The sequence below is a fragment of the Gilliamella sp. wkB308 genome, assembly GCF_001690185.1.
GTDB lineage: Bacteria > Pseudomonadota > Gammaproteobacteria > Enterobacterales > Orbaceae > Gilliamella > Gilliamella apicola_I.
This window is the reverse complement of sequence record NZ_LZGN01000035.1, coordinates 1-19108: the sequence shown is the minus strand read 5'-3', so window position 1 is coordinate 19108 and position 19108 is coordinate 1. Positions and strand designations below refer to the sequence as shown.

General features: G+C 38.2%; 9 protein-coding genes. 1 reads left to right on the top strand and 8 read right to left on the bottom strand.

Features of this window, described 5'->3' with window-relative positions:
* Positions 1 to 6: 6 nt before the first annotated feature.
* The 5 genes from tcdA to A9G10_RS06020 all read right to left on the bottom strand — a co-directional run bounded on the left by tcdA (position 7) and on the right by A9G10_RS06020 (position 4206).
* Positions 7 to 810 (bottom strand): tRNA cyclic N6-threonylcarbamoyladenosine(37) synthase TcdA, encoded by an 804-nt coding sequence (tcdA, locus tag A9G10_RS06040; protein ID WP_065558711.1) that lies wholly within the window; start codon positions 808 to 810, stop codon positions 7 to 9.
* A gap of 111 nt (positions 811 to 921) precedes the next feature.
* Positions 922 to 1497: a hypothetical protein gene (locus tag A9G10_RS06035; RefSeq protein ID WP_065558710.1), complete on the bottom strand. Its 576-nt coding sequence runs from the start codon at positions 1495 to 1497 to the stop codon at positions 922 to 924.
* Between the two features lie 79 nt (positions 1498 to 1576).
* Positions 1577 to 2152: a hypothetical protein gene (locus A9G10_RS06030; RefSeq protein WP_065558709.1), complete on the bottom strand. Its 576-nt coding sequence runs from the start codon at positions 2150 to 2152 to the stop codon at positions 1577 to 1579.
* A 392-nt stretch (positions 2153 to 2544) separates the two neighbouring features.
* Positions 2545 to 3900: a PFL family protein gene (locus A9G10_RS06025; RefSeq protein WP_065558708.1), complete on the bottom strand. Its 1356-nt coding sequence runs from the start codon at positions 3898 to 3900 to the stop codon at positions 2545 to 2547.
* Between the two features lie 36 nt (positions 3901 to 3936).
* On the bottom strand, positions 3937 to 4206 hold the full coding sequence (locus A9G10_RS06020; RefSeq protein WP_065558707.1) for an ACT domain-containing protein: 270 nt from the start codon (positions 4204 to 4206) through the stop codon (positions 3937 to 3939).
* 144 nt (positions 4207 to 4350) lie between these two features.
* Here A9G10_RS06020 and A9G10_RS06015 point away from each other — a divergent pair, with 144 nt between their 5' ends.
* On the top strand, positions 4351 to 5565 hold the full coding sequence (locus A9G10_RS06015) for a pyridoxal phosphate-dependent aminotransferase (protein WP_065558706.1): 1215 nt from the start codon (positions 4351 to 4353) through the stop codon (positions 5563 to 5565).
* 352 nt (positions 5566 to 5917) lie between these two features.
* On the opposite strand, the gene A9G10_RS06010 is transcribed toward A9G10_RS06015, so the two are convergent.
* The 3 genes from A9G10_RS06010 to A9G10_RS06000 form a co-directional block, all read right to left on the bottom strand.
* Positions 5918 to 14263: an SdrD B-like domain-containing protein gene (locus A9G10_RS06010; RefSeq protein ID WP_065558705.1), complete on the bottom strand. Its 8346-nt coding sequence runs from the start codon at positions 14261 to 14263 to the stop codon at positions 5918 to 5920.
* On the bottom strand, positions 14263 to 17802 hold the full coding sequence (locus A9G10_RS06005; protein ID WP_065558704.1) for a hypothetical protein: 3540 nt from the start codon (positions 17800 to 17802) through the stop codon (positions 14263 to 14265). The genes A9G10_RS06010 and A9G10_RS06005 overlap by 1 nt, the downstream gene beginning before the upstream one ends.
* A gap of 421 nt (positions 17803 to 18223) precedes the next feature.
* On the bottom strand, positions 18224 to 19108 hold an 885-nt coding region (locus A9G10_RS06000; protein ID WP_143425964.1), incomplete at its 5' end, for an SdrD B-like domain-containing protein.

Below are 19108 nucleotides of genomic sequence, written 5' to 3'. Positions count from 1 at the left end.
GTTCACTTAAATTTTAGATAATTTGTCCAGTACATAACTGACAGCAACAAATCCAAAACTTGCCGTAACAGTCGTCACTGCGCCAAAACCTGACTCACAATCCATTTTTTTAGTGCCATGCGCTTCACTTTTCGTAAAACAGATTTGTCCATTCTCCGCCGGATATGTCAGTTGTTCTGTTGAGTAAACACAAGGTATCGAAAATTTACCTTTACTATCTTTATTAAGTTTATAATCGTTCTTTAGTCTTTCTCGTAATTTAGCTGCCAAAGGATCTTGAATGGTTTTAGCCAAATCAGCAATTTTAATCTGAGTTGGATCTTTTTGCCCACCTGCGCCACCAATAGTAATGACTTTCAATTTTTGTCGTCTGCAATAATTAAGCACAGCCGCTTTATCACGCACACTATCAATAGCATCAATAATATAATCATAACGAGGCAAGTTTTGAGCACCCAAATAATCAGAAACATTATCAATATTAATAAAATCATCAATTTGATTAACAATGCATTCTGGATTAATTTGTAATATTCGCTCAGCCATGACGGCGGTTTTAGCTTTACCTATATTTGAGGTTAAAGCATGAATTTGGCGATTAGTATTGGTTACACAGACATCATCCATATCAATCAAAGTAATTTGCCCGATACCACTGCGAGCAAGGGATTCTGCTACCCAAGAACCAACACCACCAATCCCTACTACACAAATATGCGCACGAGCAAAACACGACAATGCGGATTGACCATACAACCGAGCAATGCCACTAAAACGTTGAAAATAACTATCAGAAAATGTGTTATGCATAATTACCACTGTTTTATCGAAATGTTAAAATACTAGCAGTGCATAATGATTAACGCAACTAACGCTGCTATTCTTGTGATTAAAGTTATCGGTATTAGATTGGTAAATTAACTATTTATGTCCTAATTTCAATATCTCTTGTACCATTTGCTTAGTATGGGTTTGCATATATTTTACTAAATGGTCATTTTTTTCATTGAGTAGAATGAGATAAAAACGATTACGAGCCAAATGGGTTGATTCCTCATAAGTACTGACAATTAAATAACCTATACCATTTTTTTCATCAGTTCCTACGGCATAAGAAACGTTACCTTCTTGAGTGACTTTTGGATCAGATGAACGCATTGCGATTTGCAATTGAAAGAGTTTTTGAGCATCTTGAGCATTGGCAACGATATCATCCATAATGATGAAATAATCTTCATAATAGGTTGCTGCTTTAGGATCTTGCATGTACATAATTGCACGCTTATCATTAGGATTACCTGAACCACTATCACGACTTTGATTATATAGATAATAGGTTTTATTGTGGAAATCTATTTTTTTTGGTAAATCATAATTTGGTAATTTTTGATTAATTACCGTTAACATCGGACCATAGTTGCCAGGTTGATAATCACTTTCTAAAACCCCACAACCAAACAATAATATTGAAATAAAACTGATTATAACTTTTTTCATTTTTGTTTCCTTTATGAGCTAACTAAAAACTCGATAAAATAATAAAATTCTACTCCGACTTTACTTACTTGCTGATTTGCTACCCTTTGTTGTGGTTTAGAAAATTGATTAATTCATTTATTAATTTTGGTGTGGAAATTGTATTTATGGTTTGGTAAAAACCTCTATTTTTATCATCAATGTGATACATTAAAGCCTTTATAGCAACAAAGCCATTTGCTTGGTCAAATTGTTGAGTATAGATATAGCGCCCATTTATTCTGGCATCAAAACCTTCAACATATTTCACATTTTTGTAAGTTTTAATTTCCGGATTTTCATTACCTCGTAGTTTTAATTGCGTTAAAAAAACTGTCATCGCATCTTGTTCATTAGTGACAGCTTCATACATAATAAAAATCCGAGCATTATCTACATCATTACTATAAAGCACGATCTGTCTTTCATTGGATTGCTGTGTTTTTTCTGTTTTATCTGTTTTTACTTTCTTAAAATTCACATTGAAAAATTTTTTTTGCTCAAATATTTGAATGGATGGCAATGCTTTATCGGAGCGAAGAATAAAAGTTTTATCTGATAGAGGTGCACATAATACTTGATTAAATGATATGTTTAGTACAAAGCATGCTGTAATAATAATTAAAAATCTTTTCATGCTCACCATCCCATTTGTTTATTTAACAACCATAACTTTATGCTGATTATAAACTTTTTGAGTCTGTAAACAATTGATTATTCATTATCACTAAACAAAAGCATCTAACGTAAAATTAGCCGTTTTATTAGTTAAATTTTTTTTTTTACTAAAACCTCCCATTTTATTAAACTTTTTTTACAAACCTACTATGCTGTTTTCAATTTAAGATTTACCCCTTCCTCCCTACGATTAGCAAGCGAACAGATATTATTTGCCATTTCACACGATTCAATCGGCGTTTTAACTCGAACAAAAAAATCGTGTTTTGGATTATCAGATAGAAATGAATAGACAGAAAGTCATGTGATACCTTGTCTTTTTTGATATACAAGGCATCACAAAATAATCACTTAGTTTTTGAAGGAGTGAATCGGAGCAGGAATACGACCACCACGATTAATGAAATCACATGAGCCAAATGGATTAACCGGCATCACAGGGGCATGCCCTAATAAGCCACCAAACTCAATATTATCACCAACCTTCAATCCAACTGCCGGAATAATTCTTACCGCAGTGGTTTTGTGGTTAATGACGCCAATTGCAGCTTCATCGGCGATAATTGCCGAGATAGTTTCAGCCGGTGTATCACCTGGGATAGCAATCATATCTAGTCCGACAGAACAGACGCAGGTCATTGCTTCAAGCTTTTCAAGGTTGAGAGAACCTTTATTCACGGCATCGATCATGCCTGCGTCTTCTGAAACAGGAATAAATGCCCCACTTAAACCACCCACATGACCACATGCCATGACCCCACCTTTTTTGACAGCGTCATTAAGCATCGCCAACGCAGCCGTTGTGCCATGTGTTCCAACCACTTCCAGTCCCATTTCTTCCAAAATATGGGCGACAGAATCACCTATTGCAGGCGTTGGCGCTAAAGATAAATCAACAATACCAAATTTAACGCCTAAACGCTCCGAAGCCTCTTTACCAACAAGTTGTCCCATACGCGTAATTTTAAAAGCCGTTTTTTTGATGGTTTCCGCAACCACATCAAAAGGTTGACCTTTTACTTTTTCGAGTGCTCGCTTAACCACACCAGGCCCACTGACACCTACATTAATGACACAATCAGCTTCGCCCACACCATGAAAAGCCCCTGCCATAAACGGATTGTCCTCAACAGCATTAGCAAACACAACTAATTTTGCACAAGCCATACTGCTATTATCCGCCGTTAATACGGCTGCTTCTTTAATAATATGCCCCATCTGTTTTACAGCATCCATGTTGATACCGGTTTGCGTAGAACCTACATTAACCGATGAACAAACGCGTTCTGTTTGGGCAAGCGCTTGTGGAATGGATTTAATCAAAATTTCATCACCTTTATGGTAACCTTTCTGCACTAACGCCGAAAATCCACCAATAAAGTTTACACCCACCGCTTTAGCGGCTTGATCAAGTGTTTTTGCGAACGCGACATAATCACTATCATTACTTGCTCCTGCAATTAAGGATATTGGTGTCACAGAGATACGTTTATTAATAATTGGAATACCAAATTCAGACGTAATTTGATCACCAACTTTTACTAAATTTTTGGCTAATTTAGTAATTTTGTCATAGATTTTTTGACGGGCTTTTTCACCATCGCTATCAATACAATCAAGCAGAGAAATACCCATGGTTATTGTGCGAATATCAAGCTTTTCTTCCTCAATCATTTTAATCGTTTCGAGGATCTGTTTGGTTTCCATTAGTACTATCCTTCAGTAAAAATTATTGAATAAAATCTAAAGACGATGCATTGCATCAAATATCTCTTCGCGTTGAATATTAACTTTAACTTTAAGATTTTCGCCTGTTTGCGTTAATGTATTTTTAACATCATCAAATGAAACATCGATTTTTGATAAATCGAGTAACATTATCATCGTGAAATATTCACCCATAATAGTTTGAGATACATCTAAAATATTAATATTCAATTCATATAATTTTTGACTTATACCAGCAATAATTCCGGTTTGGTCTTTTCCTATGACAGTTAAAATGGTTTTCATCACATACTCCGCACAAATTTTGGACAATCAAAAGCGATTTACTTGGTTGATTATAATAACATCTTCAAAAATTATCGAAATAGGAGTAGATTGTTTTTTTGTTAAAAATAAAAAAACACTAAAATAAATAAGAAGGGCAATATTATGAAAAATTTCCAAAAATCAAATAAATTGGATCATGTCTGTTATGACATCCGAGGACCAATTCTTGAACACGCAAAGCGTCTTGAAGAAGAAGGTCAAACTATACTAAAACTTAATATTGGAAATCCTGCCCCTTTTGGTTTTGCTGCACCTGATGAATTATTAGTTGATGTCATCCGTAATTTGCCTTCTTCACAAGGATATTCTGATTCAAAAGGACTTTACTCTGCACGTAAAGCTATTATGCAACACTATCAAGCCAGAGGAATAACCAGTTTAGATGTCGAAGATATTTTTATTGGCAATGGTGTTTCTGAACTTATCGTACAATCGATGCAAGCATTGCTCAATAGCGGTGATGAAATCTTAGTTCCTATGCCAGATTATCCATTATGGACAGCAGCAATTAGTTTATCTGGTGGTAGTGCCGTTCATTACCTGTGTGATGAAGAAGCCAATTGGTCGCCCGATATAGACGATATTAAACGAAAGATCACCCCTAAAACCAAAGGAATTGTGATCATTAATCCTAATAATCCAACCGGTGCCGTTTATAGTAAACAACTTTTACTTGATATTGCAGAAATTGCGCGTCAAAACAACCTTATTATTTTTGCTGACGAAATTTACGACAAAATTTTATATGATGATGCTGTTCATCATTCAATAGCCGCTTTAGCGCCCGACTTATTTGTCGTAACCATGAGCGGACTATCTAAAACTTATCGTGTTGCAGGTTTTAGGCAAGGATGGATGGCACTTTGTGGCCCTAAACAACATGTAAAAGGATACATCGAGGGACTAAATATGTTGGCGTCAATGCGATTATGCGCCAATGTACCATTGCAACATGCCATTCAAGGTGCACTTGGCGGTTATCAAAGTATTAATGAATTTATTGTTCCTGGTGGTCGTTTATATGATCAATGTATGCTTGCATGGCGCATGTTAAATGATATCCCAGGCGTAAGTTGTACTAAACCACAAGGCGCATTGTACTTATTTCCTAAACTTGATCAGCAAAAATTTAATATTCACAATGATCAGAAATTGGTTTTAGATTTTCTATTGCAAGAAAAAGTTCTTTTAGTACAAGGCAGTGGTTTCAATTGGCATAAACCCGATCATGTCAGAATTGTTGCGCTTCCACATACAGGTGAATTACAAGACGCTATCGAACGCTTTGCTAAATTTTTATCAAATTATCAACAATAAAACGAATCAACTCCCAATTTTAGTTGGGAGTTTTCAATCTGTAACCCTACACAAAATTGTTTGATTTCATTTAATGAATGATAATAAATACTTTCAGTATTATGCTTAAACTCATTAATACTGCTCTATTTATGCTAACTAATTAATATGACAATGTTAATTTATTAACAGGCATTCAATTTAATTTCTATCTCTACAACTCTAGTCATTTTCAGTGTTCTAACACTGAAATCTATTTATATGAAATAATAATTTAGGATGCTTCATATAAAAAACCCCCGATAAACGGGGGAAAGAGCTGAAAGGATAGGGATAAACAGACTTACTTTTCTGTCTTTATGTTTAATGGGAATTACTGATTTACCTCCGTAACACCAAAATCAACTTTACTTGGTAACCCTGGCGATACTCTCACTACTTTTGGATTACGTCCGTTTACACGGTATGCTTTCGGTAAGCTTCGTGGGTCTAGTTTGATGACGAAGTTTGCTCCTCGCTCCCAACGACCTCCCGATACACTGACTATATGGTAACGACCATGCGTATCAGTTGTGATGATTTCGCCACGGGTGGTCACTAACTTCACGCCGCCCAAACCTTCTTCACCTTCATCTTGTACACCATTGCCATTTCGGTCTACATACACTTTTCCGAAAATTAATGCATTGTCAAACAGTGGATCCGCTGTCACCGTTACCGTCGCTTCGGCTATATTCGACGACACTTTACCTGTTAAGGCATTCAGTACCATCGCTGTATTGGTATACTCGCCTTGGGTAACACCCGAGCCCACGACCAACATATAGCTGATCACCACTTCACTGTTCGCCGTTAAATCCAGTGAATCATACGTCACCGCTTTACTCCCTTTCGGATCCGTCACTTTTTTGCTATTTAAACGCGATGAACCTTTCACAAACTTAAACCCTGACGGTAAAATATCTTTTACCTTAATGCGTGATTTGTGTGACGAATTATTAATCACTTTGATGGTGTAAGGGACGATATCACCCACCACAACATTATCCTTCAGTGCCGTTTTTATTACGGTTACATCCGCATTATGTACCCGGTAACCCAGTATAATATCGTTACTTGTTGCACTAAAGGTGGTGCTACCATCATTTAGCTTAATTGGCAATGTTTGCATACCACCTGAGCCATTATAAACAATCGAAGCTGGCGGTGTGGCAATATCAATTAAGTCATGTTTAACCTCTTTACCATTACTATCGATGTATTGTTCAAAATACGGCACTTTTTCGTATAACGGATTGGTTTTATCTGAACCTACCACACCATCGTGATATTCACCAAACAGTAAACGGATACTGTATTTTGAATCATCAACCGCATTCGGATCTATCACCAGATTGCGGAATATAAATTTACCATCACTGCTTGTCATAAACGACAGTGGTTTACCCTCTTTGTTCATCAGGTGTTTTTGGGTATTGTCTAACAGATAGACATCTGCTCCCGACAATCCGGTTAATTCTGACAGACCGGCCAGACCTTTACCTTCATGATCTTCTACCAGTTTTCCTTCAATAATACCACCATGGATATAACCAAAATCCTGATCGGTTAGGTTACCCGTGATATCAATGATTGCCTGATTGACTGTCTTCGGTAAGGTTAAGTAACCTTTGCTGTCATGGTGCGCATCATCCGGGTCAAAGCTTGCTCGTAACGTGCTCGGTACCCCTTCCACTTCAATTTGCCATTTGCCCGGAATAATACCGTTTAGTTCATAAACTGTCTCACCGGCTGCAATTGTTTGTGTTAACTGTAATGCCGGATTGTTGATATTACTTAATTTCACCGTCAAGTCCGCATTAACACTGCTGTCCGTGGAGGCGTTGTACACTCCATTATCATCACTGTCTAAGTAAATTTTACCTTTAATACTGGTGCTACCTTTCCACGCAAAGTTTACCCCTGTCGCTTTATCCGTTGCCCCTGCAAATTGATAAGTTTCACTCATTTCGCTGTCTGTCTGATTAATCGTTACTTTGTGTGTGTTGTCGATTAACATAAAGCTACTAACATAATCTGTTACCGGACGACTTACTTTTACCTGATAATCAACACCCGAGACTAAGTTGTCAAATCGGTAGTTACCTAACTCCGTTTCTGTACTTCCGTTACTGACCGCTTTGACCTCTTTCACCAGATTATTATCTACATATAACTCTACCTTATAGTTAGCAAATAACGTATCAATTCCGATATCCTGTGTATTGATCACCTCTCCATCATCCGCATTCACGTCTATTACAACTTGACCGTCTATACTTGCCTGACCTTTCAGACCAAAATCAACATTTTTGATTTTATTTGCCGAGGATGCTGGAGGGATGTTGACAACGACACTATCTTTATTGATTGTGGTGATTTCTCCCCCAACTTTTTGTACTACATAACTGAAGTCATAACCTGAATTTGCCGGTGCTTCTACGGTGATTGTCCAGCTGCCTTCACCTATATTCGCAATTTCATATTCACCCTTACTGTCACTGTCGACCGTTAAGGTTAAGCCATGGCTGTTTGTCGCCACAACTTTCACCCCTGATAAGGTGGCGGTGTGATAAGTCTGATGCGTTCCTTGTCCTGAGTAGTCTTTATAAATAGTCCCTTTTAACACATTCTCACTTTTAAAGCCGAATGCTTGTTGCTCAGCAACGTTACCGGCTGAAAATTGGTCATCTTTCGGACTATTGACACTAAACGTCACCTGATTGCTCGCTGCATTTGAGTTCGGACTGAACACCAGTCTGTAACCGGAATGCTCAATCGCTTTATCATCAATTTTCAGCACATAATCATGTCGGCTTAAACCTGACACTTCAAACAGACCGGTTCGAGCATCAACCTTAATCTCCTGTTCCACAAATCCCGATTTCGCCGATGTTAACACCAGTTTCGGCGTAATTGGCGTACTTAAGGCTCCAAAGGCAATATCATTTGCGCTATATTTTCCGTCGTTATCGGCATCGATCACCACATAACCTTTAATAACAGCACTCCCGTGATAACCTATTTCAACGCCACTCACCGCTGGATTTTGCTTCGAAAGATTAACCGTTAATGATAAGTCTTTTGCCGTTGCTGCCACTGCTTTATTACCCGTTTGGGTATAACTCAACTGGTAACTACTCCAGTCAGCCACACTTTGCGAACTGTCTGCCGTAATAACCCAATCATCAAACGATAAGTTATCTACTTCAAAATTACCATTGTTGTCAGTAGTCACTTGTTTCGTAGTTGCACCATTTGTTTTAGTCAATTTTAGCGTCAGTCCCGATAAATTTTCATCTATAGCCGTTCTCGTTTGACTGTTATCGACATCAATACTCACATGACCTTTTATCGTACCATTGTATTTATACGCTGTACTATTAGTTAACTCATCTTTTGTTAACGGAGTAAACGCATAGCTATCGCTATTTCCGGCCATGACACTTTCTGCAATTAATTGCGTTCCTTCCTGTGTGCTAACCTTAATTTGGTAGTTACCCCCTTTCGGTAATTTTTCAAACTGATAGTGACCTGAATTATCGGTATTAACCTTTTTAAGCTCGACATAATCCGTTGCACCCGGTGCCTGATAATTAAGGGTCACATTGATGCCATTAAGCCCTTCGTCATCCTGTCTGTCTTTACTTTCATTTTCATCAACCCAGACATAACCACCGATTTTTTGTTTTCCTACCAGCAGATAATAGTTATCCGGTGAACCTTGTTTTGGTAAACTCGCAACCGGAATAACAATATTTTTCGGATCGTTACCGGCTGAACTTTGTTTAAACGCATGGTCAGCATTAGCGTCTAATTTCAGTACCACAGAATAGTTAGCATTATCACCAAACACCAGATTAGAGAAATGATACTCACCATCTACGGTTTGTTGGGTCATTAATAGCTTACCAGTTCCATCTAAACCGTCACGTAACTCAACGGTATACGAAGTTTTATTATCAAGTAAATAGGCAAACACATTTAACTGATTAAAATCGGTATTATTATCGGCATAATCAACATAGATTTTACCACCAATACCTTCATCACTCGCTTGTTTAAAATAGAAATTATTGTCTTTTATACCCACATTAGTTAAATCTAGACCAGATAAAGTATCAATTGGTTGAGTGGTACCTTTACTGTTTTTAACTAATGTGTAACCATCCGGTGACGTTACAACATTAATACTGTACTTACCGGAAGGTAAGTTATAAAAATGATATTCACCTTTACTATTGGTATATTGACGAGCGATTTCTGTTCCGTTTGAATCAATTAGGCCGATCAATACATTATCAATTGGCAATTCAGATGATGTTCCATCACCGTCAATAATAGTTTTACCCGCAATACCACTATTAAGTGCTTTATTACTACCTATACCAGCTGACGGTTCACTATTTGAACTTCCTGCCAATAAGAAATATTGGTTTTGTACTGTCTTTCCAACATCTTCAAAGTGAATCGGTTTTAAATTGATATTTGTGTTACCCTCTGCATTAGCAATAACACCAAAACCTTTTGTGGGTTCAATTTCTACAATATAATCAGTATTTAAATCAATACCACTAAAACTATAGTAACCTTTTGCATTCGTTTTTACTTCACGATAAAACGTACGATTGGTACCATCAAATTTATATAATTTGACGTTTATATCCGGTATCGCCATGTCCCCAGTCTTATCAACATTATTTTCTAGTGTGCCATTATTGTTAATATCAACCATTACATGACCGGTGATCGCCGCATCGCCGTTTTTCTTGTAAATAAAATCTAAATTATCACCCGTTACTTTTGGTGTTTTTTCATTAATAGCAATATCCGCTACCGTATTTAAAACACTCTTTAATTCATAACGTTGTTTATCTAAACCCTGTTCAGTAACTTTAACGGTATAAGTATCATTAAATAAATTTTTAAAGTTATATAGACCGGATTTATCAGTTTTAGTTTTTGCATAGAATTTACCATTACGATATAACTCAACGGTGACACCCGAAATCACAACATCATTTGTGCCTGGAGTAAAAAAACCATCATCGTCATAATCGTAATAAAGTCGACCACTGATCTCTGTATCATTTTTCAGTTTTACTAACCAGTACTGATCTGGTGCTCCCAATAAACCTGAAGGCGCAACTTGCATATATTCCAGATTTGTTTGTACTTTTGTTGGCAGATAATCGCCTTTTAACTGACCACTGTTACCGACCAATTCAAATTGCGAGGTATCCAGACCTGTTAAACGTAATAACATATTGGTTAGATATAATTTTCCTCGCGTTGAATTCGCGGCAGTATAAGCAAATTCGCCCGTGTATTGTACACTTTTATCGATAAAGTCAACTTGATCCAAAATATCGTCAACATTACCGTTAAAATATCCCGGGTAGATACGAGGCGTAAAAATACCACTTACAGTTAGCATACTTTTATTATATTGAATGAGTTCTTCTTTAGTCAGCTCAACTGCTTCGTCTTTGTTTTTAGAACCTGTTACATCCAAATAAAGCTTGCCCGAAATTGCCTCTGTCGTATTTGATGATGCAACTTGAGCTTGCATTAAAAATAGATTATTTTTACCTAAATTATTGGCAAGTGAACCGTCAGCTAATACTTCAAAATCTACTATTCCAGGTGGTGTTACCGGGTCCATATCCGCAATATCGATAAAGTTCTCTCCCTGATTGTGAACGATACGATATTTGCCTTCAGGCAATGATTTTAGCTTGATCGTTCGATAGTAATCACCAATATCACCCCATTTTTCATAATTAATTCCATTCCAGAAGTAAATTTGAAAATATCCATTTCCATTCTCAATGGTTTGCTCACCTGCATACTTCATATCACCATTGAGATCATTAACCGGCGCAGCCGAAAATTGTCCTTTTCCTTGCATTAGGAAGCGCTTAGTTAATGGCATATCAAGTTGTTTAAACTGTACTTTATAACTTGGTGCTAACTCTTTATCAGGATTATTGACAGCCGTTGTACCTGAATAGATAGCTTTAACGATGTAAGTCACATCTCGATTAATACCATCTTGTTGCCCTTGAAAACTATATTCACCCTTAGCATTGGTTAATTTTTTTCCAATAAAATTACTTCCGTTTTCAATACAATCACTGGTACCATCATCTTCGCAAAGTAAAACGACAGCATTTTTTAATGGTAGGTCATTAGCATTGTACATTTGCTCGGTTTGTATCTCACCATCACCTAACCATGTATCTAAAAATACTGAGCCACGAAGAATGTGTTGATTAATTTTTAATTTATACCAGATGTTAGTGTCCGTGTTGTATTTGTTACCACCATTCGCATTAACAACAATACTTGATATCGTTTTTTTGTTATCATTAGGATCGATACTTGAACCGCTATTCTGATCATTATTTTCGAAATCAATATCGCCATTCCTTATATCACTGCCACCACCATACTCCTGTTTAGCAGTAACACGATATTTACCATTAGGCAAATTGGTGAAATTATAATGACCCTTGTTATCTGTTGCGAATTCGGTGATAACCGTCCATTCTCCAAATACTTCTCGCTCCAAGATAAGCCGATTTTGTTTAATTGGTATATCTTGATTTGGATTGTAAGATCCCAAAGCATCTCGATGACTATTATTTAAATATACATATCCGGAAATCGTATTAGGTCTTGTTGGTGTAAAATAGATGGTATCTCCCCAAGTTTTTGCTGGTGCAACATTAACCGAATATTCGCCATTATATGATTCGGGATAATCCAAATTTTCCGTATCATATTCAACAACAGAATAATAAAACAAACCAGCATGATCGATAGGATAATCTTGTGAGCCTCTTACGCCATAAAAACCCGGTTTTTGATAGCTAACTTCTAATTTATTGCCTTGTAAATCGGTTGCTTGAGTCACACCATCTTCTTCAAAAAAGGCTATTTTAGTATAAGTACTGGCGGTAATCGCTTCAAGCCCATTAATCGTTGAACTCCAGCTCCAGTTCCCATTAGCTGTTTTCAAATAATTAACGACTAATAAATTACCTAAATCTTTACGTATTGGTGAATACCAAAAGTTTTGGTTGGTTTTTTGTTCATTAAGTTTAGGTAAAATAATCTCTTTAGCCGCTATGTTAGCTTGTGTACCATTACTTAATGTGACTTTACCTTTATGCGTACTTCTTGATTTAGATGAGGTACTGGTTGATTTACCGTCCGTATCATTAACAAAAATATTTTCATTTAAATTTATATTTGATTCAGTGACAACAACTTTATAATCTTTGTTTTTTATTAATCCGACAAATTGATAGGCGCCCAAATTACCGGTGGTAAATTGAGAAGCAATTTTATTCCAATTGGTTCCATTATGTTGGTAAAGCTCAACTGTGGTATTAAGTCCTGTACTGCCTTGAGCCACAAGCGGAATATTATTGCCCGTTTTACCTGAATCCGGACCTGCTTGAATATATTGCTGAGGTCCTAGTACAAACACATTTCCAGATATACCAACTAACGTTGTATCGTTTGGGTCCATTCTTAATAAAAATGTCGGACCATTTGTTTGATTATTTACGTCTGTTATTTTGACGTTTTGTTCAATTTTACTAATTGGAATATAAGGTGCTTTAACATTGGTTACCCTAATGTCATAACTCGCCACCGCTAAGTCTTTAAAACGATATCGACCATCATCAGTTGTAGTCATCGTTTTTGTACCCAGTACTTTCGTTGTCGTGCCAGGATAATAAAGCTCGACATTCATATCAATTGCACCGGTATCAAAATCTACTGTGTAGATCCCATCACCATTTTGATCGATAGCCACAATACCATCAATCCCCCATTCGTTACGAGGTTTGACATTAAACACACCTTTTTGATTTTTACCCGCCATATTAAAACTAATTTTGTCAACATAGGCGTTTTTGCTATCCGGTAACGTTGCATCCCATAATGCATATTTGATTTTATTACTTGAGTCTGTAATAAAATCTTCTGCATCAACTACCATATCATACTGATGACCTTTTAAGGTATTTTTAAGCTCGACTGTACCACCATTACTTGTTACAAAAATAGGAGTTTTGGAAGAAGCGCTATAAATTAATCTAACAGGAATATTCTTTGCTCCGGCGCCTTTGTCATCTTTTATCGCTAAATTGATATCACCGCCTTGCCCTTTGATAAATAAGTTCTGAGCAGACGCACCGGTATCAACGATAAGTTGTACGGAGCGATCAATGGTTTCACCTTCAGTCGTTTTTGCCACAACCTTATATGTCCCTAGGAATGGCGCATCTAATTTATAGCTGCCGTCTTGGTTGGTTATCGCATCAGATAATAGTTTTTGATTACTATCATATAATTCAACTTTTAAACCCGTTAGAGGCATTTCTGTTTTGCTTGCCGTATTATCATAATCTAAATAGACTTTTCCATTTATATCAAAGGCATACGCAGTTGATAGTGTCACCATCGATATAAACACTGAGGCTAATAGTTGTTTTATACCCCTTAGCATTCTTTTTTTCACTGTTGCATTATGCGCAGTCCGCATTATCTTTTCTCCTGATATGCGCAAATTCTCTTCTTTTCGATTTTCTACATTTCGGTTTGATTTGATTTGCACGGGTGAATACATCTGACCTCTATTAACTTTTTGCCAACTGTTCATTAGAAACTCCCTACTACATTGACAAACCAACCATGTGAACGGTAGTTCAGGTGCGTTAAGTTGTCGTTGTAATCTGTAAAGTTATAACCTATTCCCATCTTGATATTGTCACCGATATTCCGGTATATACTGGTCACGACCCCCTCTTTATGGTCATCTGCCAGATCGGTACGTAATGTTCGACCTTCTATCTGGTATTCCCAGTCACCTGTCTTATAATTGAGGCGGAGTGCATATAAGCTTGCTCCTGATGAGTACCAAGTGCTTTCACCTTTATAACGTAAATGCCCTTGTCGGTGTGCTGCTTTAAACGTCGTTTCCCAGTTCGCATTCCACTCATACACGCCTTCTAATGACCACACCCAGCTCTTTTGGTCATACAGACTTGAGGTATAGCTTTTGCTATTTGACGATGTCGAGTTGGCTATCAGCTGATCATCCGGATCTAAACCATACACATACGTCAGCTTGCCGAATAAATTCAGGTTATTGAAAGATAACGGGCGATAAGCAAAGCCTAATGTCGACTCCGTGTAGTTACTCAGCACTTCACTGTTGTTATCGTGCTCACCTAACGTTTTCGCAAAATCAAACTGTGCCATCCAGCTGAGGTTTTCGCTTACGGTCGTTTTTGCCCGGTTGGTGGTTACCCATTGGCGGATCCGATGGCTACCTTCATCTATCCGGTATTCCACTCGGTTACGTACCTGAACGGTATCATTTTTATAACCGTATCCTACTACATACACATCCCGACGAGTTTCATCATTTCCGGTTAAACTAGTACGGTTTCGGTTACGGTTATTCACCCGTCCTATCGAGTAAGACCCTTCAACAAACTGAGATTCAGTCGGTTTATAAGTCACTCCATAAACATCAGAAGTGGTTCGGTCAATTTTGGTGGTCTTAAATTGTCGCTCTGAGTAAAGCTCCATCTGGCTGGTCGCTTTGCTGCGTCCCCCGACAACCGTGGTAATGCCCCGACCCGAGGTTGAGTCCACATCATTTAATACTTTGGTATATAAACTGGTGCGGTCATTCACATCCCAGCTGCCCTGAACGCCACCACCAGCACCCCGATTTGATGCAAAGACTTCTGCACCCAGATTGATGCTCTCGGTAATTTGTGAGCTGTATCCTAAGGTGGTACGGTTATCATTCGCCACAGCACCCGATTTACCCAACGTCAGCTGCTGAATGATGTAACCTTTGTCTCGTCCGTCAAAAAACGAGCGTTCCAATTTCGCCGCCACCAGCATTTCATGCGTGCTGTCCTCACCATAATTGTGATTATTACGGTGCTCCAGCTCTAATGTGGTCTTATATAAATCACCCAGCGTGGTGTAATATTGTGCACGGGCTATCCGTTCTACATAATTACCCTTGTCTTTTTCACTGCTATAAGAAACTAATACCCCTTGCTTATCCGGCTCAAAGTCATAACGTAACTCTCCGCCCCATTCTTCTAAATCACTGCTACGGGCTTTAGCAAAGGACGAAAAGCCTTCCTGCTGCATTGAGTAATAACCCGTAAAACTTAACGGGATATCCTCACCAGTCAAATCACTGAATTCGATTTTTTGGTTAATCTTCCATGCTGCTCCCCGTGTATCACCCGATAACACTGTCTGATTAAATGATAAGCCACCATTGCTCGACACATAGATATCACTCATCCCAGCCTTACTTTTGGCATATTCAAAATGGGTATGCGTGCCCTGCGTCGGTCTAACAATGACATCTAGCCCTTTTAACTCATACGTTTCACCGCCTGACTGGTCTTCACTGATATATGTACCGCCAATTCGAACATGGTCGTTTAACCAGTGATAAGCCCGACCACCAAACACTTTTTGACCGTCAAAGTCAAAACCGTCCGAGTAATATTCATATTCCGCTATAATCCAGACCGGATTACCCCCAACCAGATTACCGCTTTCAATAATTGAACTGCCCGTGCCACCGTTTGCCGTCATTGGCAGGGCTTTGGTTAACATCACCCGACCCTGAAACTGGTTCACTTCATAATCGACCCCTTCGGTCAAGGTACTGATGCTCAGTACCCTACCGGTATTGCGATCTCTCACTTCAACCGACAACTTTAAACTCCCTGCGGTAATACGCTGATGTTTTAAAAAGTATAAACTACCACCGGTCGAGGCTAACTCAACATGACTGCCACGCGTTTCACCGTTCGATAAAAATACCGTCGCGAATGTGCGGGTATCACCATACCGAGTTGAATGCTCACTTTCGTGATATAACTTTGCCCCGTATAAACTGCGGTTAAAGTTGGCAAACTCATTACCGGTAATTTGGGTGTTATAGTTACCCCATAACCCGTAACTTTTGCCCTTCTCTAATTTGATATAAAACTTACCTTCCGTATCCACATCACTTTCCGTGGTCGAATCATCCCCATATATCGGGTAGTAAGCTTGCGGGTCTATTTCACGGGCAAAACGAGTCGGGTCTTTTTCACCTAAATGTCCAAATGCATTTTTTAATTTCGTTTCAGTGGTGTCTAAATGCGCCGTTAACCGGTAATCACCCTTATTCGCTTTGACATAAAAGGCAACCCGACCATCCCAGCTCCCTTTGCCACTGTAGTGATGACTGTCGGCCTCTTCCAGTATCGAACGCCCTTCTCCGCTGACATTGTTTTGTGCATACGTCACATCAACTATACCCACATAAAAAATGTCATCTTTCTTTTCAACCACCAACTTTTCCTGTTGCGATTGTTTCTGACCCGATCCATCCTGCCAGCTTAAATCAAACTGATACTCACCCGGTGATAAAATTATCTCGCGCATGGCTCGACCATTGTCGTCCACCACTAAGCGCTCACCATTGAGCTTCACTGCTTTTTTATCTTCCAGCCCCGCCATTTGAATGACCACTTTACGGTCTTGGGCACTGGTGACAATGCCCTGATGGTTTATTCGGCTTTCACCAAAGCCCGGTATCGTGCTGTCTGATTTTAATTGACCAAATAATAAATTCGACGAGAGGGTCGATTTGCGGTAGGCGATGAACGGATTGTCGATTTGTGCACTGCCGTAACCCAAGGTTTTAAATGGCACTGCATATACGGTATCTTTTTGGTCTGCATAACCGGTTGTGGTTAAAATCGCTTTATACTCGCTGTCTGTCGATAACGGCTCGCCATTATCGGTATCACCACGCCATAACACCGCCTCATACGGACTGATTTCTTTAAATCGTAAGATCTTTAATGGTTGCCGGTTATCTAAATCCGATTGACGGTAAATGGTGATTTGATATTCTGCGATTTTGGTTGGATAGTTAGTGTAAATATAAAGTCCCATTGGTGTCGTAAACAATCCTTGCGACGTCAACTTCACTTTTGGATTATAAATACTTAAATTAAGCTTTTCTTCTGCATTAAACTCATCCCGAATAATATTTAATTTAGGTATATCTAAACTACCTGCATAAACACTATTGGAGCCAAGAAAAAAAGCAAAACTAATACACAGGCAAAGTGGATGCCGGGTCCAGTTATGTTTTTTCATTTAGTTTATTTCCTTTCTCTTCTTCTAAGATCGATTATATTTTTTATTTCCGTAATTCAACTCAACATCAAAATTTATCCATAAACCTTAAAAAATGATTGATAACCAACCTCAATTAATCTTTGTTGATAAATAATAAATTAGCTAATCAATCAGTTAAAAAAATTACAAAATGAAATATTTTTATTAAAACATTTTCATAATATTTACATAATACTATATATTGATCACAATAAACGATCAATACATATTATTCTGATCGCTAATTTCTATATAAATTGTTACTTTAATTAATTGTTTATAGTTATTAAAAGTAAGATTAAGAGGATAGATTAATTAGAAATAAAAAACCCCCGATAGACGGGGGAAAGACCTGAAAGGATAGGGATAGACAGACTTCCTTGTCCGTCTTTGATGGTAATTACTGATTAACCTCGGTAACACCAAAATCAATTTTACTTGGTAATCCCGGCGATACTCTCACCACTTTTGGATTACGTCCGCTTACTTTGTACTCTTTCGGTAAGCTTCGTGGGTCTAGTTTGATAACGAAGTTTGCTCCTCGTTCCCAACGTCCTCCCGATACACCGACTATATGGTAACGACCATGCGTATCAGTTGTGATGATTTCTCCCCGAGCCGTCACTAATTTCACGCCGCCCAGACCTTCTTCACCTTCATCTTGTACGCCATTACCGTTGCGGTCGACAAACACTTTTCCGAAGATTAATGCATTGTCAAATAATGGGTCCGCTGTCACTGTCACTGTCGCCTGCGCAGTATTCGATACCACTCGACCCAGTTTACTCAGTGCCATCGCCGTATTGGTGTACTCGCCCTGAGTCACACCTGAGCCCACAACTAACATATAGTTAATAACGAGTTCACCATTTCCTTTTAATTCCAACGAATCATAAGTCATCGCTTTTCCACCTTTCGGGTCGGCTATCTTCTTACCATCTAAACGTGATGAGCCTTTTACATACTTAAACCCTGCCGGTAAGATGTCTTTCACTTTGATATTCGCTGTTTGTACCGTGTTATTAATCACTTTTATGCTGTAAGGAACGATATCGCCTGTCACAACATTATCTTTTAACGCTGTTTTAATAACCGTTATATCCGCATCCGCTGCTCGATAACCCAACACTAAATCGTTAATCGAGGCCGAATAGGTTGTTAACGTGTTATCTTTCAAACCTATCGGTAAGGTTTGGGCTCCACCTACTCCGTTATACACGATCGATGACGGTGGTGAGGACAAGTCTATTAACGGATGCTCAACCACTTTTCCGTCGATGTCTGT